The organism is Rathayibacter sp. AY1D5 (assembly GCF_002932515.1).
Classification (GTDB): Bacteria; Actinomycetota; Actinomycetes; order Actinomycetales; family Microbacteriaceae; genus Rathayibacter.
This window is the reverse complement of sequence record NZ_PSVU01000007.1, coordinates 60,817-83,933: the sequence shown is the minus strand read 5'-3', so window position 1 is coordinate 83,933 and position 23,117 is coordinate 60,817. Positions and strand designations below refer to the sequence as shown.

Here is a 23,117-nt window from a genome sequence, read left to right as displayed (position 1 = left end):
CGGCGTGCTGCCGGGTCAGCGGGCCTCGTGCGCCTTGGCGACGTGGAGCCAGAAGAAGCCTTGCGTGCCGAGCGTCATCGTCAGCGTGCCGTCGTCCGAGAATCCGGGGAAGCGGCCGCCGCCGAACAGGTCGCTGAGCGTCGATCCGGGGTTCTCCGGGTCCGTGATCGTGACCGAGACCGGGTTGTGGTTGAAGCTGAAGACGCAGAGCACCTCCTCGGGCTGGTCGCCCATCTCGGAGCCCGAGCCGGCGTAGTCCCGCACGAAGGCGAGCACCGACTCGTGGTCCGTCTCGAGGACGCGCATCGACCCGAGGCCGAACGCCGGGTGGCCGCGGCGCACGTGCAGGACGTTCCGCATCCAGTGCAGCAGGGAGCGGGACTGCGCCAGCTGCGCCTCCACGTTGACCTGGTTGTAGTGGTAGACGAGCGACTGGACGATCGGCTGCACGAGCTTGCCGGGGTCGGCGGCCGAGAAGCCGGCGTTGCGGTCGGGCGTCCACTGCATCGGCGTGCGCGACGCGTCGCGGTCGTTGAGCCAGATGTTGTCGCCCATGCCGATCTCGTCGCCGTAGTACAGGAACGGGCTGCCGGCGAGGGAGAAGAGCAGGGCGTTGATCAGCTCGAGCTCGGCGCGCGAGTTGTCCAGCAGCGGCGCGAGCCTGCGGCGGATGCCGATGTTGGAGCGCATCCGCGGGTCGTAGGCGTACCAGCCGTACATGGCCTGGCGGTACTCCTCGGACACCATCTCGAGCGTGAGCTCGTCGTGGTTGCGGAGGAACACGCCCCAGGCGGCGCCGCTGGGGATGTCGAACGTCTCGGAGAGCACCTTCTTCAGCTCGTTCGCCGTCTGCGCGCGGAGGGAGTAGAAGATGCGCGGCATGACCGGGAAGTCGAACGCCATGTGGCACTCGGGCTCCTCCTCCGTGCCGAAGAACGCGGCGACCTCTCGCGGCCACTGGTTCGCCTCGGCGATCAGGATGCGGCCGGGGTAGTCGCGGTCGACCATGGTGCGGAGGTTCTTGATGAACTCGTGGGTGGGCGGCTCGCCCTCTCCGTTGCCCTCGTCGGACTCGTAGAGGTAGGGGATCGCGTCGAGCCGGATGCCGTCGACGCCGAGGTCGAGCCAGAACTTGACCACGTCGTGGATCGCCTCGTGCACGGCGGGGTTCTCGAAGTTGAGGTCCGGCTGGTGCGAGAAGAAGCGGTGGAAGTAGAACTGGCGGCGCTCGGCGTCGAAGGCCCAGTTCGAGTCCTCGGTGTCGACGAAGATGATGCGGATGTCCGGCCACTTGTCGTCGGTGTCGTTCCAGACGTAGAAGTCGCCGTAGGGGCCCTCGGGGTCGGACCGGGACTGCTGGAACCACTCGTGCTGGTCGCTGGTGTGGTTGAGCGGGAAGTCCATCACGATGCGCATGTTGCGCTCGTGGGCCTTCCGCACGAGGTCGCGGAAGTCCTCCATCGTGCCGAACTCGGGGAGGATCGCCTTGAAGTCGGAGACGTCGTAGCCGCCGTCGCGCAGAGGCGACATGTAGAACGGCGGGAGCCAGAGGGCGTCGATCCCGAGCCACTGCAGGTAGTCGAGCTTGGAGGCGAGCCCGTTGATGTCGCCGGCGCCGTCGCCGTTGGAGTCGTAGTACGACCGGATCATCACCTCGTAGAACACCGCCCGGCGGTACCACTGGGGGTCGAGGGCGAGTCCGGGGAGTTGGATCGGCGACGTGAAGCTCACGGTGCTCCTTCTGCTGCTGCCTGAGCGGATGACCGTCTCGCGAGACGGGTGGGCGGTGCGCCGTGTTGCGAGCGCGTGATCATGCTCCCGGCTCGGATCGAGGCCACGCAAGGCGTTGCGGCCAGATCTTCGACGGGCTTTCCCTACGATAAGGAACGCGATGACCACTCCCTCCCCTTACGCCTCCGATCTCGGCCGTGTCCCCGTCCGCGAGGCCGCGGTGGACGTCGCCGGATCCCGCACCGCCTACTGGACCTACGGCGCTCCGGACGCCTCGACCGTCCTCGTGCTGGTGCACGGGTTCCGCGGCGAGCACCACGGCCTCGAGCCCGTCGTCGCCCGTCTGCTCGCCGGGGGAGCGGACGTGCGGGTCGTCGCTCCCGACCTGCCCGGCTTCGGCGCCTCGACCCCGATGACGCGCCTGCCGCACGACGTGGACGGCTACGCCTCCTGGCTCGGCTCCTTCCTCGACACGCTGGGGCTCCGCGGCGAGGCGGCCGTCCTCGGCCACTCCTTCGGCTCGATCGTCGCGGCCGCGGCCGTCGCCGACGGGCTGCCCGCTCCGCTCCTGGTGCTGGTCAACCCGATCGGCGCGCCCGCCCTGCAGGGTCCGCGCGGCGTCCTGACCAGGCTCGCCGTCCTCTACTACCGGCTCGGCGCGCTCCTGCCGGGGCCCCTCGGACGCCGCCTGCTCAGCGACCCGCTGATCGTGCGGGTGATGAGCCTGGCGATGGTGAAGACGAAGGAGCCGGCGCTGCGACGCTTCGTGCACGACCAGCACGACCGCTACTTCAGCGCCTTCGCCTCCCGCGACACGGTCCTCGAGGCGTTCCGCGCCTCCGTCTCGCACGACGTCGGCGAGTACGCCTCCCGGATCCGGGTGCCGACGCAGCTGATCGCCGCGGCGCAGGACGACATCACTCCGCTCCCGGCGCAGTACCGCCTGCTCGAGAGGCTGCCGCACGCCCGCCTGCACGTCATCGACGGAGTCGGCCACCTGATCCACTACGAGACGCCGGACGAGGCCGCCGCCGTGCTGCGGACGGCCCTCGAGGAGGGGATCGACCGATGAGGATCGTCGTCGACTGCCGGTACACCCGGCTCGAGCGGCACGACGGGATCAGCCGCTACACCGCGGAGCTCGTTCGCGAGCTCGCGAAGCTGCACGACGTGACCATGCTGATCAGCGACCGCCGCCAGCTCGCGATGCTCCCGTCGCTCCCGTGGGAGCGCGTGACCGGGCCGACCAGCCCGTTCGAGCCGTTCGTCGCGCTGCTGGTGAACCGGCTGCGGCCCGACGTGGTCTTCTCGCCGATGCAGACCATGGGCTCGCTCGGCCGCCGCTACCGGCTCGTCCTGACCGTGCACGACCTCATCTACTACCGCCACCGCACTCCGCCGCGCGACCTGGCCGCTCCCGTGCGCGCGCTCTGGCGGCTCTACCACCTCGCCTGGTGGCCGCAGCGGAGGCTCCTCCAGCGCGCCGACGCGGTCGTCACCGTCTCGGAGACCACCCGCGACCTGATCCGCTCCCACCGCCTCACCACCCGGCCGGTGGTCGTCGTCCCGAACGCGGCGACCGAGCCCGACGAGGCGAGCGCCGCTCTGGCGGGATCGCTGCCCGACCGGTCGGCCGCGCGCTCGCTCGTCTACATGGGCTCGTTCATGCCCTACAAGAACGTCGAGACGCTCGCTCGCGCGATGCGGCTGCTGCCCGACTACGAGCTGCACCTGATGAGCCGGGCGAGCGACGGGACCGTCGAGACGCTCCGGGCCCTGGCGCCGACCGCGAAGCTGGTGTTCCACCAGGGGGCGCCGGACGCGGAGTACCGTGCGGTGCTCGCGCGGGCGACCGCTCTCGTGACGGCGAGCAGGGACGAGGGCTTCGGGATCCCGCTGGTCGAGGCGATGGCGCTCGGGACGCCGGTCGTGGTGAGCGACATCCCGATCTTCCGCGAGATCGCCCAGGACGCCGCCGTGTACGTCGACCCGTCGAGCGCGAAGGGCATCGCGGACGGCGTGCGATCGCTCGAGGACGGCGCCGTGTGGCGGACGCACTCGGCCCGGGCGAGGGAGCGGGCCGCGGCCTTCTCCTGGCGCGACTCCGCCCGGGTGCTCTTCGGGCTCCTGCACGACCTCGGCCGGCGCTGACGCGGGGCCGGCGATCGGACCGCTGCCGGGAGGCGGGCCGTCAGGCTCCCGGGGCCGGGCTGAGCACGTCGTCGAGGTCGACGTCCGCCACGACCACGTCGCCGGAGTCGTCGACGCCGACGATGCGCAGTGCCCCGTCGACGATCGCGAAGTCGTGCCGGGAGCCGTTGCCGACCGAGACGCCGTGCACGGGGAGGTCCTCGCTGCTGAGCGCGCGGATCAGGCTGCCGATGACCGCACCGTGCGTGGCGACGACGACGGACGCGTCGGGGAAGCGCTCGGCCACCTCGAGCAGCGCGGCGGTCGCCCGCTCGACGACCTCGGCGCGGGTCTCGCAGCCGGGGATCGGCGCGCGCTCGATGCCTCCGGGGAAGCGCTCGGCGAGCTCGGGACCGGTCATCCCCTCCGCCTCGCCGTAGGCGCGCTCGGCCAGGCCCGGCACCGCCAGCGGCTCGTCGAGTCCGAGACCGCGCGCAATGATCGCTCCGGTGTCGAAGGCGCGCTGCAGCGGACTGGCGACCACCGCGTCGAAGCGCCGGTCGGCGAGCAGCCGCGCCGCCGCCCGCGCCTGGGCGCGCCCGGTCGCGTTGAGCGGGATGTCGCTCCTGCCCTGGATGCGCCGGGCGGCGTTCCAGTCGGTCTGGCCGTGGCGGACGAGGGTGAGCTGGGTCACAGGGGCCTCTCGGGAGGTCGGGTGCGGAGCGGGCGGGAGCTCAGAGGGCGGCGGTGCGGCGCGCGGGCAGGCGCTCGGCGAGCTCGCGGAGCACCTCGCTGGTGCCGCCGTCGATCTTGATGCTCGCGCGCGAGTCACCCTTGGTGGTGCCGCGGTTGACGATCACGATCGGCATCCGGGCGCGACGGGCGATCTCGAGGAAGCGGATGCCGGAGTTGACCACGAGCGACGAGCCGGCCACGAGCAGGGCGTCGGCGCCCGCGACGATGGCGCGCGCCTCCTCGAACCGCTGGGTCGGGATGAACTCGCCGAAGAAGACGATGTCCGGCTTCAGGATCCCGCCGCAGACCGTGCACTCGGGGACGGTCATCGCCGAGACATCGTGGACCTCGGCGTCGCCGTCGGGGTTGAGGGAGGAGACGTCGGGGTCGTCGAGCCAGGGGTTGAGCGCCTCGATCCGCTCGGCCACCGCGTCGCGGGCGAAGTACTGGCCGCAGGTCATGCAGCGCACACGGTCTGCCGAGCCGTGCAGATCCACCACGCGGCGCGAGCCGGCTCGGACGTGCAGGCCGTCGACGTTCTGCGTGACGACGCCCGTGAGCAGGCCGCGCCCCTCGAGCCGGGCCAGGGCCCGGTGGCCGTCGTTGGGGAGCGTGCTGGTGAAGCGGCGCCAGCCGAGCTGGCTGCCGGCCCAGTACCGGCGGCGGTAGTCGGGATCGGCGACGAACTGGGAGTAGGTCATCGGGCTGCGCACCGGTGCCCCGGCTCCGCGGTAGTCGGGGATGCCCGAGTCGGTGCTCATGCCCGCGCCGGTGACGGCGGCGATACGGCGCCCGCTGAGGAGTTCGACGGCCTGCTCGACCGCGAGCGCCTCGGGGCCCTCGGCGACCGGTGTCGGACTCGACTCCATCCGCGCCTCCTTCGAGGGCCGTTCGAGCGGCCCCTGGACGAGTTTAGTCCGCGCCGTGCCCTAGATTGCCGGGATGCCGATCGTGCACATCACCGACCTCGACCACCCGCTCCTCGCCGACTACCACCGCCTCACCGACGTGGCGCTGCGGCGGGTGCTGGAGCCGGAGGGCGGTCTGTACATCGCCGAGTCCGCCAAGGTGATCGAGCGGGCGCTCGACGCCGGGCACCGTCCCCGCTCGGTCCTGGTGCAGGAGAAGCGGCTGCCGGACGCGGCCGGGGTGCTCGAGCGTCATCCCGAGGTGCCGGTCTTCGTGGCGCCGGATCCGCTGATCGAGGAGCTGACCGGGTTCCACCTCCACCGCGGAGCGCTCGCCTCGATGCACCGTCCGCCGCTGCGGCCGATGGCCGAGCTGCTGGAGGGCGCGCGCCTCGTCGTGATCCTGGAGGACCTGGTCGACCACACCAACGTCGGCGCCGTCTTCCGCGCCGCGGCCGGCATGGGCGCGGACGCGGTGCTCGTGACGCCGCGGTGCGCGGACCCCCTGTACCGGCGCAGCGTCCGGGTGAGCATGGGCACGGTCCTGCAGGTGCCGTGGACGCGCACCCCCGAGTGGGCACCGGCCCGCCGCGCTCTGGAGGAGGCCGGGTTCTCGGTCGCCGCCCTGGCGCTCGCTCCGGACGCGGTGCCGCTCGACGAGTACGCGGCGGCTCGCCCCGAGCGCGTCGCGATCGTCCTGGGCGCCGAGGGGGACGGGCTCAGCCGCGCGGCGCTGGACGCCTCGGACACCGTCGTCACCATCCCGATGCTGCACGGCGTCGACTCGCTCAACGTGGCCTCGGCGAGCGCCGTCGCACTGTGGGCGCTGACCCGCGGGCGCTGACCGCCCGGCTCCGGCGCTCGGCGGCCCCGCGGTGACCTGCTGCTGACGCTCCCGCCGCGGGATCGGGGTCGGTGCCGCGCGTCACCCGCCGCGTCCGACGACGGGGCGGCGTCCGGGACGGGTGAGAGGCCCGCCCGTACGATGACGGGGTGACCTCCCCGACCCGACCCGACGACGCCCTCGACCTGTTCGGGGAGCCCGCCGCGCCGGAGCCGCGACCGCGTCGACGGCGCGGGGCGGTCGTCGCCGGTCTCGTCGCCGCGACCGTGCTGGTCGGTGGAGGCGGTGCCTACGCGACCAACGCGGCGACCGCGGAGCTGCCGACGGCGAGCGCCGTCGCGGTGGACCCCGTCTCGAGCACCGTCGACGCGCCCGCTCCGGCCTGGCCGGCCTACGGCTCCGGCGCCGTGGCGGCCGTGGGCATCGACGGGACGGAGGAGGACGGGCTGCTCGCCCGCTACGGCTCCACCGGAACCGTGCCGACGGGGAGCATCGCCAAGGTCGTCACCGCTCTCGTCGTCCTCGCGGCGAAGCCGATCGCAGAGGGGACGGACGGGGAGACCATCACCTTCACGAGCGCGGACGTGCAGTACTACAACGACACTCTGGCCGAGAACGGCTCGAACGCTCCGGTCACCGCGGGTCTGCAGCTGACCGAGCGGGAGGCGCTGACCGCCATGATGCTCCCGTCCGCGAACAACTACGCGAAGTCCCTCGCGATCTGGGCGTACGGCTCGGAGGACGCCTTCCTCGCCGCGGCGCGCGGCTGGCTCGACGGGCAGGGGCTCGAGCGGACCTCCCTCGCCGACACCAGCGGGCTCTCGCCCGCGACGGTCAGCACGACGGCCGAGATGGTGCGCCTGGGCGAGCTGCTGATCGCGGACCCGGTGCTCGCTCCGATCGTCGCGACGCCGACCGCGGTCATCCCGGGGGTGGGCGAGGTCGACAACACCAACTCGCTCCTCGGCCGCTCGGGAGTGGACGGGATCAAGACGGGGACGACCGATGAGGCGGGCTCGTGCCTGCTGTTCTCGCTCGACGCGACCGTCGAGGGCCGGCCGATCACCCTGGTCGGCGTGGTGGTGGGCGCGCGCACGCACCCGCAGCTCGCCGCGGACGTGCTGACCCTCGTCCCGACCGTCGAGGCGGGCTTCCGGACCGTCCCGCTGACCGTCGAGGGGCAGGACTACGGCACTCTCACGAGCGCGTGGGGGGAGACGGCGATGGCCGAGACCGTGGAGGCGCGGTCCGTGCTCGTCTGGGGCGCGGTCTCGACGTCGACCACGGTCGCCCTCGATCCGCTCGAGACCGTCGCCGACGGCGAGCGCGTGGGGACCGCGACCGTCGACGTCAACGGCACCCCGTACGAGCTTCCCCTCGTCGCCGACGGATCGATAGAGGACCCGGGCTTCGCCTGGCGCCTCGGCCACCCGGCCGAGCTGTTCGGCTGAGCGCGGGGCGAGCCGCCGCCTCCCGGGAGCGGATCAGGCCAGGGGATCCGCGGCCCGGTCGCCGACGATCCGCACGCCGGCGGTCGCGATGTCCTCGGCGACCTCCTCCGGCGTCGCGTTGCCCGGCACGACCGAGCCCGGCTCCGAGGCCGCGGGATCGATGCTCCAGCGCTCGGCGGAGGGCCGCTTGGCGGTGATGAAGTCGCCGGAGGACTGGTGGCGGACTCGGCGCAGCACCCAGGGCACGAGGTACTCCCGCGCCCACTGGATGTCCTCCGTGCGGGCGGCACGCCACGTGCGGGCGTGCAGCGGCTCCGGGGCGAGGGGGCGCAGGTCGTTCTCGACGTTCAGCGACTCGAGGACCATGCGCGCGACCTCGTGGTGGCCGTGCGGGTTGAGGTGCAGGCGATCCGGCGCCCACATCCGCACGTCCTGGATCTCCTGGAGGGACCACTGGTCGGCGACGATGCAGTCGTACCGCTTGGCCAGCGCCCGCAGGTTCTCGTTGTAGATCGCGACCTTCCCGCGGATCCGCCCGAACACGGGGGAGAAGCCCACGTCCACTCCGGTGAAGAGGACGACGGTCGCCCCGTCGGAGCGGAGCCGGGCGAGGCCCGACTCGAAGCGGGACGCGATGTCGTCGGGGTCGGTCCCCGGGCGGATGACGTCGTTCCCGCCCGCGGAGATGGTGATGAGGTCGGGGCGCAGCTCCAGGGCGGGCTCGACCTGCTCGTCGACGATCTGCTGCAGGAGGCGGCCGCGCACCGCCAGGTTGGCGTAGGCGAAGTCCTCGTTCTGGCTGCCCAGGACCTCCGCCACGCGGTCCGCCCAGCCGCGGTGCCCGCCGGGGCTGCCGGGCTCCGGATCGCCGATCCCCTCGGTGAAGGAGTCGCCCAGGGCGACGTAGCGGGACCACGGATGACGCTGCTCGACCATCCCTCCATCATGCTCCGCACCCGGCCGCCGGTGGCACGGCGCGACACGCCGTGCGCCTCCCGGCGGGCCGCGGAGACCGAGCCGCTGTCGGAGGCGTCGGCTAGATTCGGTCCACGTGAACAGTCCCTCGAGCTTCGGTCATCAGGTCGGCACCTCCGCCGCTGAGCACCTGTCCCCGTCGTTCCCGGGCAGGGCACCGTGGGGTACCGCGAACAAGCTCCGCGCCTGGCAGGCGGAGGCGCTCGAGGCCTACTTCGAGCACGAGCCGCGCGACTTCCTGGCCGCCGCGACCCCGGGCGCGGGCAAGACCACCTTCGCGCTGCGGCTGGCCGCCGAGCTGCTGCACAACCGCACGGTCGACCGGATCACCGTGGTCGCGCCGACGGAGCACCTCAAGCGCCAGTGGGCCGAGGCCGCGCACCGCGTCGGCATCCGCCTGGACCCGACCTTCACCAACCGCATGGGCCGCCACGCCCGCCACTACCACGGCGTCGCCGTCACCTACGCGCAGGTCGCCGTCCGCGCCGAGCTCCACCGCGAGCTCACCCTGTCCGGCCGCACCCTCGTCATCCTCGACGAGGTGCACCACGCCGGCGACGCGCTCAGCTGGGGCGACGCGGTGCGCGAGGCCTTCGAGCCCGCCGTCCGCCGGCTCTCGCTGACCGGGACGCCGTTCCGCTCGGACACGGCAGCGATCCCGTTCGTCAGCTACCTGCCGGACGAGGAGGGCATCCGCACCTCGCTCACCGACTACGCCTACGGCTATGGCCGCGCGCTCGCGGACGGCGTCGTCCGGCCGGTGCTGTTCATGGTCTACGCCGGGCAGATGCGCTGGAAGTCGAAGGCCGGCGACGAGATGGAGGCGCGGCTCGGCGAGGGCAACACCAAGGACATCACCTCGCAGGCCTGGCGGACCGCGCTGGACCCGAAGGGCGACTGGATCCCCTCGGTCCTCCGCGCCGCGAACACCCGCCTCACCGAGGTGCGGCGCGCCGTGCCCGACGCCGGCGGCCTGGTCATCGCGACCGACCACTACACCGCGCGCGCCTACGCCGCGATGCTCCGCGAGATCAGCGGCGAGACCGTCACCGTCGTGCTCTCCGACGAGAAGGAGGCGAGCGACCGGATCGAGGAGTTCGCGAAGGACACCAGTCGCTGGATGGTCGCGGTCCGCATGGTCTCCGAGGGCGTCGACGTGCCGAGGCTCGCCGTCGGCGTCTACGCGACATCGGCGTCGACTCCGCTGTTCTTCGCCCAGGCGATCGGCCGCTTCGTGCGCGCGCGGCGCCGCGGCGAGACCGCCTCGGTGTTCCTCCCGAACGTGCCCGGCCTGCTCGCGCTGGCGGGCTCGATGGAGCTGCAGCGCGATCACGCCCTCGACCGCAGGACCTCCGACGACGAGGAGTACCCCGAGGCCGACCTGATGGCCGACGCCGAGCGCAGCGAGAAGGCGTCCTCGGATCTCCTGGAGGAGGGCCGCTTCGAGTCGATCGGCTCGGCCGCCACCTTCGACCGCGTCGTCTACGAGGGCGCCGAGTTCGGGATGGAGGTCGAGGTCGAGAGCGAGGAGGAGCTCGACTTCATCGGCCTGCCGGGGCTCCTCGAGCCCGACCAGGTGCGGGAGCTCCTCCAGCACCGGCAGCAGCGGCAGGCCAAGCGCGCTGGCAGCCGCGCGGGGGCGGCGGCCCCGGCCGAGCCGGTGAGCGAGATCCCGGCACCGCTCTACCGCACGCTCAAGGAGCAGCGCAGCCTGCTCAACTCCCTGGTCGGCCTGTGGGCACGGGGGACGGGCGAGTCGCACGGCCAGGTGCACACCGAGCTGCGCCGGCTCTGCGGCGGACCCGCGGTGGCGCAGGCGAGCGTGACCCAGCTGCAGGCGCGGATCGATCTCCTGCGGCGCAGGCTCGGCTCGCACTGATCGCGGTGAGGCGCCCCGGTACGTGGCGCCGCGCTCTCGACGACGGAGCCGATCGCTGCTCCTGCCCAGCCCGACCGGCCCCTCCGCGTGCGCCGGACAGTCCCTCCGGCGCGTTCTAGCCGATGCACCCGGCGCGGCGCCAGCCCTCCCCGGCGGACCGGGCGCGACCGTACTGTTCGAGCGTGACCCACCGGAACGACCTGCCCGCTCACGCGCCCGCAGGACGAACCGGACGGCGGTTCCGGCCGCCGGTCGTGACCACCGGAGGAGGACCGCGCGATGAGCGCTGACCGTCAGGGGAATGCTCGAGACACGCTCGCTAAGCTGAGCAGTCGGTCCGTCGCGGAAGTGACGGACCATCACCCCCGACGTCGGGCATCCGCAGACCGCACATCGGCGTCTCCCGGACTGCCCGAGAACAATCCCCTGAGGAGTCTCGTGGAGACCTGGCCCGGAACCGCCTACCCGTTGGGCGCGACGTTCGACGGAAGCGGCACGAACTTCGCCCTGTTCAGTGAGATCGCCGAGCGCGTCGAGCTGTGCCTCTTCGAGGAGGACGGCACCGAGACGCGCGTCGAGATCCAGGAGTCGGACGCCTACGTCTGGCACTGCTACCTTCCGCAGGTCCAGCCGGGCCAGCGCTACGGCTTCCGCATCCACGGACCGTACGACCCCGATGCCGGCCACCGCTGCAACCCGAACAAGCTGCTGCTGGACCCCTACGCGAAGGCGATCTCGGGGGAGATCGACTGGGACCAGTCCCTCTTCTCGTACACCTTCGGCGACCCGGACTCGACGAACGACGAGGACTCGGCGCCGCACATGATGATGGGCGTCGTCATCAACCCCTTCTTCGACTGGGCCGGTGACCGCCGCCCGCGCACCTCCTACGACAGCACCGTGATCTACGAGGCGCACGTGAAGGGGCTCACCAAGACGCATCCCGACGTGCCGGAGGAGCTCCGCGGCACCTACGCCGGAGTCGCCCACCCCGCGGTGATCGACCACCTCAAGCACCTGGGCGTCTCGGCGATCGAGCTCATGCCCGTGCACCAGTTCGTGAACGATTCGACGCTGATGGACAAGGGCCTCTCGAACTACTGGGGCTACAACACGATCGGCTTCTTCGCTCCGCAGAACACCTACTCCTCCACGGGCGACCAGGGCCAGCAGGTCCAGGAGTTCAAGAGCATGGTGAAGGCGCTCCACGCGGCCGGCATCGAGGTCATCCTCGACGTGGTCTACAACCACACGGCGGAGGGCAACCACCTCGGCCCCACGCTGTCGTTCCGCGGCATCGACAACGAGGCGTACTACCGCCTCGTCGACGACGACAAGCGCTACTACATGGACTACACCGGCACCGGGAACACCCTGAACGTGCGCCACCCGCACTCGCTCCAGCTGATCATGGACTCGCTGCGCTACTGGGTGACGGAGATGCGCGTCGACGGCTTCCGCTTCGACCTCGCCTCGGCGCTGGCACGCGAGTTCTACGACGTCGACCGGCTCTCCACCTTCTTCGAGCTCGTCCAGCAGGACCCGGTGGTCTCGCAGGTGAAGCTGATCGCCGAGCCGTGGGACGTCGGGCCGGGCGGCTACCAGGTGGGCAACTTCCCGCCCCAGTGGACGGAGTGGAACGGCAAGTACCGCGACACGGTCCGCGACTTCTGGCGCGGCGAGCCGTCGACGCTGGGGGAGTTCGCCTCGCGCCTCACCGGCTCGGCCGACCTCTACGCGCACTCGGGCCGCTACCCGGTCGCCTCGATCAATTTCGTCACGGCGCACGACGGCTTCACCCTCCGGGACCTGGTCTCGTACAACGAGAAGCACAACGACGCCAACGGCGAGGACGGCAACGACGGGGAGTCGCACAACCGCTCCTGGAACCACGGAGTGGAGGGGCCCACGGACGACTCGCGGGTGCTCGCGCTCCGGGCGCGCCAGCAGCGGAACTTCCTCGCGACGATGCTGATCTCCCAGGGCGTCCCGATGATCCTCCACGGCGACGAGCTGGGCCGGACCCAGAACGGCAACAACAACACCTACGCCCAGGACAGCGAGCTGACCTGGATCGACTGGGCCCACGCCGACCGGCCGCTGCTCGAGTTCACCGCGGCGCTCATCCGCCTGCGCGCCGAGCACCCCACCTTCCGACGCATGCGCTTCTTCGACGGCCGCCCCGTGCTGCGCGGCGACGGCGAGCCCCTGCCCGACATCGTCTGGTTCACCGCCGCCGGCACCGAGATGTCCCCGTCCGACTGGGACTCCGGTCTCGGCCGATCGGTGGGCATCTACCTCAACGGCAACGGGATCCGCGAGCGCGACCAGCGCGGGCGCCCCGTCACCGACGTCAGCTTCCTCCTGTACTTCAACGCCGACGACGTCGACGTCGAGTTCGCGATCCCGAGCGACGAGTACGCGCTCGAGTGGAGCGTCCTCGTCGACACCGCCGGCGCCGAGGCGGACTCGATCCCGCGTCCGGCGGGGGCGATGCTCACCGTCCAGGCGAAGTCGCTCGTCATCCTCCAGGAGCACAGCACCCCCGAGCCCGAGGTCGACCACTCGGTCGCCGCCTCGCTCGCGTCCCTGGCCGCCACCTCGGCCATCCCGATCGTCTCCTCGACGGGACCCACCAGCCCCCACGCCGAGTCGACCGACTCCGCGACCGCACCCTCGACAGGAGCCTGACGTGCGTCTGCCCGCCTCCACCTACCGCCTCCAGATCCGGTCGGCGTTCGACCTCGACGACGCCGCCCGCGTCGCCGACTACGTGCGCGCGCTCGGAGCGGACTGGCTGTACTTCTCGCCGCTGCTGAAGGCCGAGCCCGGCTCGGACCACGGCTACGACGTGGTGGACCACACCGAGGTCGATCCCGATCGCGGTGGCGCGGCCGGCCTGGCGAACGCCTCGGCCGCGGCGCGGGCGGAGGGCCTCGGCGTCCTCATCGACATCGTCCCCAACCACATGGGCGTCGCGACCCCGAGCGAGAACTCGTGGTGGTGGGACCTGCTGAGGAACGGGAAGTCCTCCCGCTACGCCACCGCCTTCGACATCGACTGGGAGGCGGGGGGCGGGAAGCTGCGCGTGCCGATCCTCGGCGACGGTGCGAGCGAGGGAGACAGCGACAGCGAGCTCGACGCGCTCGAGGTCGTCGGCGACGAGCTGCACTACTACGAGAACCGCCTGCCTATCGCGCCCGGCACCGCCGAGCCCGGCGACTCCGGCCGCACGGTGCACGAGCGCCAGAGCTACGAGCTCGTGAACTGGCGCCGCGCCGACGCCGAGCTGAACTACCGCCGCTTCTTCGCGGTGAACACCCTCGCCGCCATCACGGTCGAGCGGCCCGAGGTGTTCGACGCCTCGCACGCCGAGATCGTCCGCTGGTTCACCGAGGGGCTCGCTGACGGCCTGCGCGTCGACCACCCGGACGGCCTGGCCGACCCGGGCGGATACCTCGACGACCTGGCCCGCGCGATCGGCGGCGCGCCGGTCTGGGTCGAGAAGATCCTCGAGGGCGACGAGGAGCTCCCGCCGCATTGGGCGACCGTCGGCACCACGGGCTACGACGCCCTGGCCGACGTCGACCGCATCCTGGTCGACCCCGACGCCCGCCCCGTGCTGGAGGGCCTCGACGCCGAGCTCACGGGGAAGGGCGCCCCGCTGCAGTGGGCCGACCTCATCCACGACACCAAGCGCGGCATCGCCGACGGCATCCTCCGCTCCGAGGTCCTGCGGCTGGCCCGCCTGATCCCCGGCATCGAGGGAGCGGACGACGCGCTGGCGGAGCTCCTGGCGACCTACCCGGTCTACCGCAGCTACCTCCCCTACGGAGCGGAGCACCTCGAGCACGCCCGCGTCGACGCCGTGCGCCGCCGTCCCGAGATCCGCGCGACCATCGACGAGGTCGCCGCGGCGCTCGGCGAGACCGGCACGCCGGTGTCCGTGCGCTTCCAGCAGACCTCCGGCATGGTGATGGCGAAGGGCGTCGAGGACACGGCGTTCTACCGCTTCAGCCGCCTCACCTCGCTGAACGAGGTCGGAGCGGACCCGGACGAGTTCGCGATCGACCTGGTCGAGTTCCACCGCCGCCAGGCCGTGCGCCAGGCCTCGTTCCCCGCCTCGCTCACCACGCTCTCGACCCACGACACGAAGCGCGGCGAGGACACCCGTGCCCGCATCACCGCACTGGCCGAGGACCCGGAGGCGTGGGCGGCGACGCTCCGCGAGCTCCACGCCCTCGTCGGCTTCGGCGACGGCCCGATCGAGCACCTGCTCTGGGAGGCCGTCGTGGGGACCTGGCCCGCGAGCCGCGAGCGCCTGCACGCCTACGCCGAGAAGGCGTCGCGCGAGGCCGACGACTCGACGCACTGGACCGCTCCTGACGAGCAGTTCGAGAAGCGGATGCACGCGGCGATCGACGCGGCGTTCGACGAGCCCGCCGTCCGCCGGCTGGTCGAGCAGACCGTCGAGCGGGTGTCGGCCGCCGGCTGGTCGAACGGCCTCGCCGCGAAGCTCGTGCAGATCACCGCCCCGGGCATCCCGGACGTCTACCAGGGCAGCGAGCTCTGGGAGACCTCCCTCGTCGACCCGGACAACCGCCGCGAGGTCGACTTCGGGCAGCGTCGAGCGCTGCTGGAGCGGATCGACGGCGGCTGGAAGCCCGCGATCGACGCCGAGGGAGCCGCGAAGCTCCTCGTCACCTCGCGCGCCCTCCGGCTCCGCCGCGACCGCCCCGAGCTGTTCACCCGCTACGCCGCCGTCCCCGCGATCGGGCCCGCCGCCGAGCACGCGATCGCCTTCGACCGCGGCGGCGCGCTGACCGTCGCGACCCGGCTCCCCGAGGGCCTCGCCGCTTCGGGCGGGTGGAACGGCACGGTCGTGGTCCTGCCCGGGCACCCGATGGAGGACGTCCTCACCGGCCGCACCTTCGCGGGAGGAGTGACTCCGGTCGCCGAGATCCTCGCCGACTACCCCGTGGCACTGCTCGCCCCGGTCTCCTGACCGGTTCCGCACCGCACCGCAGACCGATCCGACCCCTCCTGGAGACAGCAGTGATCAGCACGACTCCCTACCGCTACGCACTCCCGACGACCGGGCCCGAGCGGTTCGACGTCTGGGCCCCCGAGGCCTCGACGGTCGAGCTCCTCCTCGGCGACGACTCGTCGCTGACGATGACCCGCCACGGAGACGACGGATGGTGGCGGGCGCCCGCGTCGGCCCCGGCCACCGGCGAGGTCGACTACGGGTACCGGGTGGACGGCAGTGGTCCGCTGCCGGACCCCCGCTCGCGCCGCCAGCCGAAGGGCGTGCACGAGCTCTCGCGCACGTTCGACCCCTCGGCGCACGAGTGGGGCGACTCCGCCTGGACCGGGCGCGAGCTCGCCGGCGCCGTCATCTACGAGCTGCACCTCGGCACGTTCACACCCGAGGGCACCCTGGACGCGGCGGCGGAGCGCTTCGAGCACCTGCGCTCGATCGGCGTGGACTTCATCGAGCTGCTGCCGGTCAACGCGGTGAACGGAACGCACAACTGGGGCTACGACGGCGTCCTCTGGTACGCCGTGCACGAGCCGTACGGCGGACCCGAGGCGTACCAGCGCTTCGTGGACGCCGCCCACCGTGCCGGCCTCGGCGTGGTCCAGGACGTCGTCTACAACCACCTCGGCCCGAGCGGCAACTACCTGCCGGAGTTCGGCCCGTACCTCAAGAACGAGAAGGCCAACACCTGGGGCAGCTCGATCAACCTCGACGGCGAGGGTTCGGACACCGTCCGCGGGTACATCATCGACAACGCTCTGATGTGGCTGCGCGACTACCACGTCGACGCCCTGCGCCTGGACGCGGTGCACGCCCTCTCGGACGAGCGGGCCGTGCACGTGCTCGAGGAGATGGCGAGCGAGGTGGCCGTGCTGTCGGCCCACCTCGGGCGCCCTCTGACGCTGATCGCCGAGTCCGACCTCAACGACCCGACGCTGATCACTCCGCGGGAGGCGCACGGCTACGGGCTCGACGCGCAGTGGAGCGACGACTTCCACCACGCGGTCCACGTCGCGCTGACCGGGGAGACCACGGGCTACTACGAGGACTTCGCGCCGCTCGGCGCCCTCGCGAAGGTGCTGACCCGGGGCTTCTTCCACGACGGCACCCTCTCGACGTTCCGCGGCCGTCACCACGGCCGTCCGGTGGACACCGAGCACATGCCGACCTGGCGCCTGGTGGTCTGCAGCCAGAACCACGACCAGATCGGCAACCGGGCGGTCGGCGACCGTCTGACGGCGACCCTCGACGAGGGGCGCCTCGCGATCGCCGCGGCTCTGACGCTGCTGGGCCCTTTCACTCCCATGCTGTTCATGGGGGAGGAGTGGGCGGCGTCGACCCCGTGGCAGTTCTTCACCTCGCACCCGGAGAATGATCTGGGCGAGGCGACGGCGAAGGGCCGCATCGAGGAGTTCGCGAAGATGGGCTGGGACCCGGAGGTCGTGCCCGATCCGCAGGACCCGGAGACGTTCCTGCGCTCGCGGCTCGACTGGTCCGAGGTCGGGGAGGGGCGTCACGCCCGCACCCTCGAGGTGTACCGCGAGCTGGCGGCGATCCGCCGCCGCTACCCCGAGCTGACGGACCCGCGCTTCGGGTCGCTCCGCGTGGATTTCGACGAGGAGGCCCGCTGGCTGACTCTCGGCCGCGGTCGGGTGACCGTGGCGATCAACGTCGGCGAGTCCGCCGCCCGCATCGCCCTGCCGGAGGTGGCGGAGACGCTGCTCGGCGTCGGGGAGTACGCGGTGCAGCCCGGGGACACCGAGGTGGATCTCGGCGGTTCCTCGCTGCTGGTGACGCTGAGCGCCTGAGCTCCGTGGCGGCCGGCTGTTCAGGTGGCCGGCCGCCGCTGTCCTGAACGGTCGCCTCGGGCCCGAGCGCTCAGAGCGTGACCGCGGCGTACTCCGTCGCGGTCACGACCCGCACTCCCTCGTCGTGAACGAGCAGGAGCGCGCGGAGGGGGATGGCCCGCTTGTGGCACGCCGCCGCCAGGTGACGGGCGAGGACCCGATCGGTCTCGCCGAGGAAGGCGCGCCCGGGACGTTCGAGGGCGAAGGCGAGCGAGCCCACGTCCTGGTGCGCCACGGCCTTGGCGAGGGTGGCGACGATCCGCTCGGTCTTCTCCTCGTCGGGGTGCACGGGGAGCCCGTCCACCGGGTAGAGGATCGGCAGCTGCACGCCGTCGCGGTCGAGGAAGATCGGCCACAGGGCCCGGCGGTAGGCCGGTCCGATCAGCGAGGAGACGCGCTCGCGCAGCTCGCGGTCGTTCAGGAGCGGCGCATCGAGGTGCGGAGCGGGAGCGGCGTGGTCGAGAGTGGTCATGGTGTCGCTTTCTCGTGGGCGAGCGGGCGGTGCCGCTGAGGGGTCATCGGAAGTTGCGGGAGGTGGTGCGAGCGCCGACCGTGAGGGTCTCGAACCTGTCGGCGAGGAGGTTCGTCACCCCCTCGTCGGAGCGCTCGAGTATCCCCCTGACCAGCAGGGCGGGTGCCTCGCGGGCCACGCGGCGGTAGCGGTTCCATACTCCGACGGAGCAGATCACGTTGAGGATCCCGTGCTCGTCCTCGAGGTTGAGGAAGGTCACTCCACCGGCTGTGGAGGGACGTTGGCGGTGGATCACGACCCCGCCGACCTCGATCCGGGTCCCCGAGGGGATGCCGGGGAGATCGGCCGAGGAGCGGGCGCCGCGGCGAGCGAGTCCCTCGCGGAGGTGGCGCAGCGGATGGTCGTCGGGTGAGATGCCGGTGGCCCAGAAGTCGAAGACCACGCGCTCCTGAGGGGAGAGCATCGGCAGGAGCGGGGGCTGCACGACGACCGTGGAGCCCGCAAGGAACTCCTCGCGGTCGCCTGCGGCGGTGCCGGCCTCCCAGAGCGCCTGCCGACGCTGCAGACCGAGCGAGTCGAAGGCGCCCGCGGCGCCGAGGGCCTCCAGCTGAGCGGCGGTCGTGCCGACCCGACGCGAGAGGTCGGCCATGCTCGCGTAGGGTCCGCCGCGTTCGCGCTCGGCGACGATGTGCTCGGCGAGCGCGGTGCCGATGCCCTTCACCCCTGCCAGCCCGAGCCGGATCAGGAAGCCGCTGTCGCGCCTGTGGTCGTCCGTGTGGAAGTGCTCGGTGCGGTCGAACAGTCCCGTGGGCGGCTGATCGGCGCGGAGGCAGTCGTCGCTCCCGTAGGCGGCGCCGCCCCTCCGGCGTGCGGGGGCGTCCTCCTTCGCCTCGAGCCCGGGAGGCGCCAGGGAGCGGTTGACGTCGGGCGAGACGACCTCCACTCCGTGACGCCGGGCATCGGCGACCAGGGTGTGCGGGGCGTAGAAGCCCATGGGCTGCGCCCTCAGCAGCGCGGCGGTGAACGCGGCGGGGTAGTGCAGGCGGAGCCAGGCGCTCGCGTAGACCAGCAGGGCGAAGCTGATCGCATGGCTCTCGGCGAAGCCGAAGTTCGCGAAGGCCTGGATCCGGAGGTAGATGTCGTCCGCGACCTCGCCCGTGATGCCGTTGCGGGCCATCCCCTGGTAGAGCCGCTCGCGGAGGGTCTCGATCTTCTCGGTCCCGCGCTTGGACCCCATCGCCCGGCGCAGCAGGTCGGCGTCCTCCGCGTTGCAGTCGCCGACGGCCACGGCCACCTGCATGAGCTGCTCCTGGAAGAGCGGCACGCCGAGGGTGCGCTTGAGCGGCGTCACGAGGAGGGGGTGCTGGTAAGTCACCGGCTCCTCGCCGAGCTTGCGGCGGATGTAGGGGTGGACCGCACCGCCCTGGATGGGGCCGGGGCGGATGAGCGCGACCTCGATCACCAGATCGTAGAAGCGGCGCGGCTGCAGCCGGGGGAGGGTGCCCATCTGCGCCCGGCTCTCGACCTGGAACACCCCGATCGAATCGGCGCGGCAGAGCTGGTCGTAGACGCCCTTCTCCTCCCGGGGAAGGGTGGAGAGGTCCCACTGCTCGCCGACGTGCTCGGCGACGAGGTCGAACGTGTACTGCAGGGCGGCGAGCATCCCGAGCCCGAGGAGGTCGAACTTGACCAGGCCCATCCAGGCGCAGTCGTCCTTGTCCCACTGCAGGACGGTGCGGTCCTCCATCCGGGCGGGCTCGATCGGGCAGACCTCGCCCACGGGCCGGTCGGTCAGCACCATGCCGCCGGAGTGGATGCCCAGGTGCCGGGGCGTGCCCAGCACCCGGGTGGTCAGGGCGACCACGTCCTCGGGGATGTCGTGGTCGGTGCTCTCGGTGACGGACCCCCACCGCTCGACCTGCTTCGACCAGCCGTCCTGCTGCCCGGCGCTGTATCCGAGGGCCTTGGCCATGTCGCGCACGGCGAACTTGGGCCGGTAGGTGATGACGTTGGCGACCTGGGCCGCGTTCAGACGTCCGTACTTCCGGTAGACGTACTGGATCACCTCCTCGCGTCGCTCCGAGTCGAAGTCGACGTCGATGTCGGGCTCCTCGTCGCGGATGCTGGAGAGGAACCGCTCGAACGGCAGGTCGTAGAAGATCGAGTCGACCGCCGTGATGCCCAGGACGTAGCAGACCGCCGAGTTGGCGGCCGAGCCGCGTCCCTGGCAGAGGATGCCGTTCCGCTTGGCGTAGTGGACGATGTCGTGGACGATCAGGAAGTAGCCCGGGAAGTCCTTCTGCTCGATCACCGCGAGCTCCTTCTCGAGGCGCGCGAGGACGTCGGCGTCGGCGCGGGGGTACTTGGCCGGCACGGCCTCGCGCACGAGCTCGCGCAGCCAGCTCATCGAGGTGTGCCCCTCGGGGACCTCCTGGCTCGGCAGCCGGGGCCGGACTCGGCCGAGCTCGAAGGCGATCTCGTCGGCGACTCGCACCGTGTTCTCCACGGAGCCGGGGTAGCGGCCGAAGCGCTCGGCCATCTCGGCGCCGGAGCGCAGGTGGGCGCCGCCTGCGGCGGGGAGCCAGCCGTCCATCTCGTCGAGGCTCCGGCGTGCTCTGACCGCGGCGAGGGCCGTCTGGAGGGGGCGCTCCTCCGGCCGGGCGTAGTGCACGTTCCCGGTGGCGACCGTCTGCAGCCGGAGCTTCTCGGCGATCGCCGCCAGCTGGTCGTTGGCGCGCGAGGCGAGGGGATCCCCGTGGTCGTACAGCTCCACGAGGACGTTGGCGGGACCGAAGAGCCGGACGAGCTCGCGGACCTCCCGCTCGGCCGCGGCCACTCCTGCGGCGGCGAGCGCTTGACGGACCGCTCCCTTGCGGCAGCCCGTCAGCACGATCCAGTGGCCGTCGGCGGCGCGCGCGAGCTCCTCGAGGTCGTAGCTCGGCTTGCCCTTCTCGGCTCCGGCGAGCTGGGCGGTGGTGATCGCACGGGCGAGGCGGTGGTAGCCCTCCTCGCGGCGCGCGAGGACGAGCAGGTGGGTCCCCTCCGGATCGGCGACCCCGTTCTGAGGCGAGGTGAGCCCGATCGAGAGCTCGGCTCCGAAGGCCGTGCGGACGGCGTGCCCCTGCGCGGCCTCGGCCATCCTCACGATGCCGTAGAGGCCGTCGTGGTCGGTGAGCGCGAGAGTGTCGATGCCGAGCCGGACCGCCTCCTCGACCAGCTGCTCCGGCTTGCTCGCCCCGTCGAGGAAGCTGAAGTGGGAGTGGGCGTGCAGCTCGGCGTAGGGCACCGGATGAGCCGGCGGCCGGACGTCGTCCCCTGCCACGTAGGCGGGGCGCTTGTGGGACCAGGCCGGACTGTCGCCGCCGTCGCCCCGGACGACCGTGCCGTCGGCGCGCTTGCCGCTGGAGAGGCGGCGCTCGAACTCCGACCAGGGGATCGGCGGGTTGTTCCAGCCCATCGGGGCTCCTTCGGTGCTCGTTCGCGGTGGTGGAGGGATGCTCCGGTTCAGTCGTAGCGGGCTTCTGCTGCCCAGACCCCGTCGAGGCAGAGCAGCAGCCAGGCGACACCGGCGGCGTCGACCACCTGGAAGCGGTCGTAGCGGACGGCGGTGCGCGGATCCCACCAGCGCTCGTCGATCGGCCAGGGACCCGCCCATCCGGCGAGGGGCTCCAGGCGTGCCTGAGAGGTCCCGGGGGTGAAGTAGGCGGGCACGGAGCTGAGGGCGCCGCGCTCGTCGACGGCGACGGGTTCGCCCCTCGGTCCGCGGACCAGCACGGCCGCGGGCTCCGCGAAGACCGTCGGCGGGAGGGGCGGCGGCAGGGAGCCGGGCCAGGGCAGGGTCCTCGGCCGTGCGTCGCCCGGCTCCCGGTCGCCCCAGGGGATCAGGTGCTGGCGGTCGCGGAGGGATCGACCCCCTCCGATCGCCGCGGTCATCACGGCCTCGTGCCCGAGCATGCTCTGCACGCGGCTCAGCCCGTGGTGGACGCGCTCCTCCGGAGCGGTGCCCCAGAGACCCTGCTCGTGGTTGCCGATCGCGTCGACCGCCTCGGGCTCGACGCACAACCGCGAGATCGGAGCTCCGAGACCGGTGTCGATCTCCCCGCTGCCCTGCAGCTGCCAGCGGACCCGGTCGAGCACGTCGCCCGGGGTGAACCATCTCGGGTGCAGCCAGCTCCGGGAGGAGACCTCACCGCGCTCGCTGACGACCTCGATGCGGATGGCGGTCGCGACCAGCTGTGCGCGGGTGAGCCCGGCGACGAACTCCTCCGCGGGGACGCGGAAGGCGAAGGCGGCCTGGTCGATGCGGTCCAGAGGGGGCTCGAACTCCATCGCCCGGTCGAGACGCTCCGGCGGGAGCCGGGGCACCACCGTCTCCGACTCCGCACCGGCGGCGAGGAGGTGCGCGTGGGCGCCCTCCGGTCCGAACCGGGCGGCGACGTCCTCGCGAGGGAGGGCGGCGAAGGCGCCGAGGGTGCGGACGCCGAGTCTGCGCAGGAGCGCCACCAGGTCGTCCCCCCGGCGGGGAGCACGGGCAGGGGCTGCGACGGACTCGGTCTCGAGGGCGTCGAGCGGGAGAGGAGCGAGGAAGCCTGCCGCTGCTCCTGGGGGCACGACGGCGACAGGACGGCCGGAGTGCTTCGCGGCGAGCTCGGAGGCGAAGAGCCCGTCGGCGATCCCGATGCGGGCGTCGGGGAGACCCAGCTCGGCCAGCCGCTGCAGGATCGCCTCGGCCGCGCTCTGCTCGCTCCCGTAGTAGCGGCGCGGACCGCGGGCGCGGATCGCGCACAGACCGGGCCGGATCAGCTGGACGCCCGGGGTGATCTCCTCGAGCGCTTGGATGAGCGGCTCGAACGCCCGGTGGTCGAGCACCGGGTCGTACGGGAGGACGGCGAGACCCGTGCAACGGGACTGCGCCTCGCGCACGCGCATGCCCCGCCGGACCCCCTCCGCCCGGGCAGCGGGGGAGGAGGCGAAGACCAGGCTCTTCTCCGTGAGGGCCAGGGGGTGCTCGTCGCCGAGGCCGGCGTCGGCGGCGGCCGCGAGGAGGGGCCAGTCGGGGCACCAGACGAGGATCGTCCGCCGCAGCTCGGGTGCGCTCGCCATC

General features: G+C 72.2%; 15 protein-coding genes. 8 read left to right on the top strand and 7 right to left on the bottom strand.

Features of this window, described 5'->3' with window-relative positions; genetic code table 11:
- Nucleotides 1–15: 15 nt before the first annotated feature.
- Nucleotides 16–1,731, bottom strand: a complete 1,716-nt coding sequence (gene treS, locus C5C82_RS03580; protein ID WP_104221970.1) for a maltose alpha-D-glucosyltransferase — start codon at nucleotides 1,729–1,731, stop codon at nucleotides 16–18.
- Between the two features lie 160 nt (nucleotides 1,732–1,891).
- Between treS and C5C82_RS03575 the strand changes: the two genes are divergently transcribed.
- Together C5C82_RS03575 and C5C82_RS03570 are read left to right on the top strand one after the other, a co-directional pair.
- The gene (locus C5C82_RS03575) at nucleotides 1,892–2,803 is read left to right on the top strand and encodes an alpha/beta fold hydrolase (RefSeq protein ID WP_104328731.1); all 912 of its coding nucleotides are present in this window, start codon (nucleotides 1,892–1,894) and stop codon (nucleotides 2,801–2,803) included.
- Complete coding sequence (locus C5C82_RS03570) at nucleotides 2,800–3,882, top strand: glycosyltransferase family 1 protein (protein WP_104354611.1); 1,083 nt, start codon at nucleotides 2,800–2,802, stop codon at nucleotides 3,880–3,882. Before C5C82_RS03575 ends, C5C82_RS03570 begins: the two co-directional genes overlap by 4 nt.
- A gap of 40 nt (nucleotides 3,883–3,922) precedes the next feature.
- Here the strand turns inward: C5C82_RS03570 and C5C82_RS03565 are convergent, their stop codons facing one another.
- Nucleotides 3,923–4,555, bottom strand: coding sequence for a histidine phosphatase family protein (locus tag C5C82_RS03565; protein ID WP_104232621.1), 633 nt, complete (start codon nucleotides 4,553–4,555; stop codon nucleotides 3,923–3,925).
- Nucleotides 4,556–4,595: 40 nt separating this feature from the next.
- Nucleotides 4,596–5,465, bottom strand: a complete 870-nt coding sequence (locus C5C82_RS03560) for a Sir2 family NAD-dependent protein deacetylase (protein WP_104354610.1) — start codon at nucleotides 5,463–5,465, stop codon at nucleotides 4,596–4,598.
- Nucleotides 5,466–5,538: 73 nt separating this feature from the next.
- Here C5C82_RS03560 and C5C82_RS03555 point away from each other — a divergent pair, with 73 nt between their 5' ends.
- Both C5C82_RS03555 and C5C82_RS03550 read left to right on the top strand, forming a co-directional pair.
- A complete protein-coding gene (locus C5C82_RS03555; RefSeq protein ID WP_104232619.1) occupies nucleotides 5,539–6,348 on the top strand; it encodes an RNA methyltransferase in 810 nt (269 codons plus the stop codon).
- Nucleotides 6,349–6,497: 149 nt separating this feature from the next.
- On the top strand, nucleotides 6,498–7,799 hold the full coding sequence (locus C5C82_RS03550; RefSeq protein WP_104354609.1) for a D-alanyl-D-alanine carboxypeptidase family protein: 1,302 nt from the start codon (nucleotides 6,498–6,500) through the stop codon (nucleotides 7,797–7,799).
- 33 nt (nucleotides 7,800–7,832) lie between these two features.
- Here the strand turns inward: C5C82_RS03550 and C5C82_RS03545 are convergent, their stop codons facing one another.
- Nucleotides 7,833–8,735 (bottom strand): SGNH/GDSL hydrolase family protein, encoded by a 903-nt coding sequence (locus C5C82_RS03545; protein WP_104287900.1) that lies wholly within the window; start codon nucleotides 8,733–8,735, stop codon nucleotides 7,833–7,835.
- Nucleotides 8,736–8,850: 115 nt separating this feature from the next.
- On the opposite strand from C5C82_RS03545, the gene C5C82_RS03540 reads away from it, so the two are divergent.
- The 4 genes from C5C82_RS03540 (at nucleotide 8,851) to treZ (ending at nucleotide 17,502) form a co-directional block, all read left to right on the top strand.
- On the top strand, nucleotides 8,851–10,653 hold the full coding sequence (locus C5C82_RS03540) for a DEAD/DEAH box helicase (RefSeq protein ID WP_104232616.1): 1,803 nt from the start codon (nucleotides 8,851–8,853) through the stop codon (nucleotides 10,651–10,653).
- Nucleotides 10,654–11,091: 438 nt separating this feature from the next.
- On the top strand, nucleotides 11,092–13,344 hold the full coding sequence (glgX, locus tag C5C82_RS03535; protein ID WP_104268648.1) for a glycogen debranching protein GlgX: 2,253 nt from the start codon (nucleotides 11,092–11,094) through the stop codon (nucleotides 13,342–13,344).
- A gap of 1 nt (nucleotide 13,345) precedes the next feature.
- The gene (gene treY, locus C5C82_RS03530) at nucleotides 13,346–15,658 is read left to right on the top strand and encodes a malto-oligosyltrehalose synthase (protein ID WP_104237464.1); all 2,313 of its coding nucleotides are present in this window, start codon (nucleotides 13,346–13,348) and stop codon (nucleotides 15,656–15,658) included.
- Between the two features lie 50 nt (nucleotides 15,659–15,708).
- A complete protein-coding gene (treZ, locus tag C5C82_RS03525; protein ID WP_258065920.1) occupies nucleotides 15,709–17,502 on the top strand; it encodes a malto-oligosyltrehalose trehalohydrolase in 1,794 nt (597 codons plus the stop codon).
- Between the two features lie 70 nt (nucleotides 17,503–17,572).
- Here the strand turns inward: treZ and C5C82_RS03520 are convergent, their stop codons facing one another.
- Genes C5C82_RS03520 through C5C82_RS03510 form a run of 3 tightly spaced genes read right to left on the bottom strand, consistent with a single transcriptional unit; the run spans nucleotide 17,573 to nucleotide 23,116 of the window.
- Nucleotides 17,573–18,013, bottom strand: a complete 441-nt coding sequence (locus C5C82_RS03520) for a hypothetical protein (protein ID WP_104221992.1) — start codon at nucleotides 18,011–18,013, stop codon at nucleotides 17,573–17,575.
- A gap of 43 nt (nucleotides 18,014–18,056) precedes the next feature.
- Entirely contained in the window at nucleotides 18,057–21,470 is a 3,414-nt protein-coding gene (locus C5C82_RS03515) for an error-prone DNA polymerase (protein WP_104354608.1), read from the bottom strand.
- A 47-nt stretch (nucleotides 21,471–21,517) separates the two neighbouring features.
- The gene (locus C5C82_RS03510) at nucleotides 21,518–23,116 is read right to left on the bottom strand and encodes a DNA polymerase Y family protein (RefSeq protein ID WP_104354607.1); all 1,599 of its coding nucleotides are present in this window, start codon (nucleotides 23,114–23,116) and stop codon (nucleotides 21,518–21,520) included.
- Nucleotide 23,117: the final 1 nt, after the last annotated feature.

Bases quoted from the DNA above. Each gene is read 5' to 3' on its own strand.
- C5C82_RS03575 (WP_104328731.1), top strand. From the start codon at position 1,892: ATGACCACTCCCTCCCCTTACGCCTCCGATCTCGGCCGTGTCCCCGTC.
- C5C82_RS03570 (WP_104354611.1), top strand. From the start codon at position 2,800: ATGAGGATCGTCGTCGACTGCCGGTACACCCGGCTCGAGCGGCACGAC.
- C5C82_RS03560 (WP_104354610.1), bottom strand. From the start codon at position 5,465: ATGGAGTCGAGTCCGACACCGGTCGCCGAGGGCCCCGAGGCGCTCGCG.
- C5C82_RS03555 (WP_104232619.1), top strand. From the start codon at position 5,539: ATGCCGATCGTGCACATCACCGACCTCGACCACCCGCTCCTCGCCGAC.
- C5C82_RS03545 (WP_104287900.1), bottom strand. From the start codon at position 8,735: ATGGTCGAGCAGCGTCATCCGTGGTCCCGCTACGTCGCCCTGGGCGAC.
- C5C82_RS03520 (WP_104221992.1), bottom strand. From the start codon at position 18,013: ATGACCACTCTCGACCACGCCGCTCCCGCTCCGCACCTCGATGCGCCG.
- C5C82_RS03515 (WP_104354608.1), bottom strand. From the start codon at position 21,470: ATGGGCTGGAACAACCCGCCGATCCCCTGGTCGGAGTTCGAGCGCCGC.
- C5C82_RS03510 (WP_104354607.1), bottom strand. From the start codon at position 23,116: ATGGCGAGCGCACCCGAGCTGCGGCGGACGATCCTCGTCTGGTGCCCC.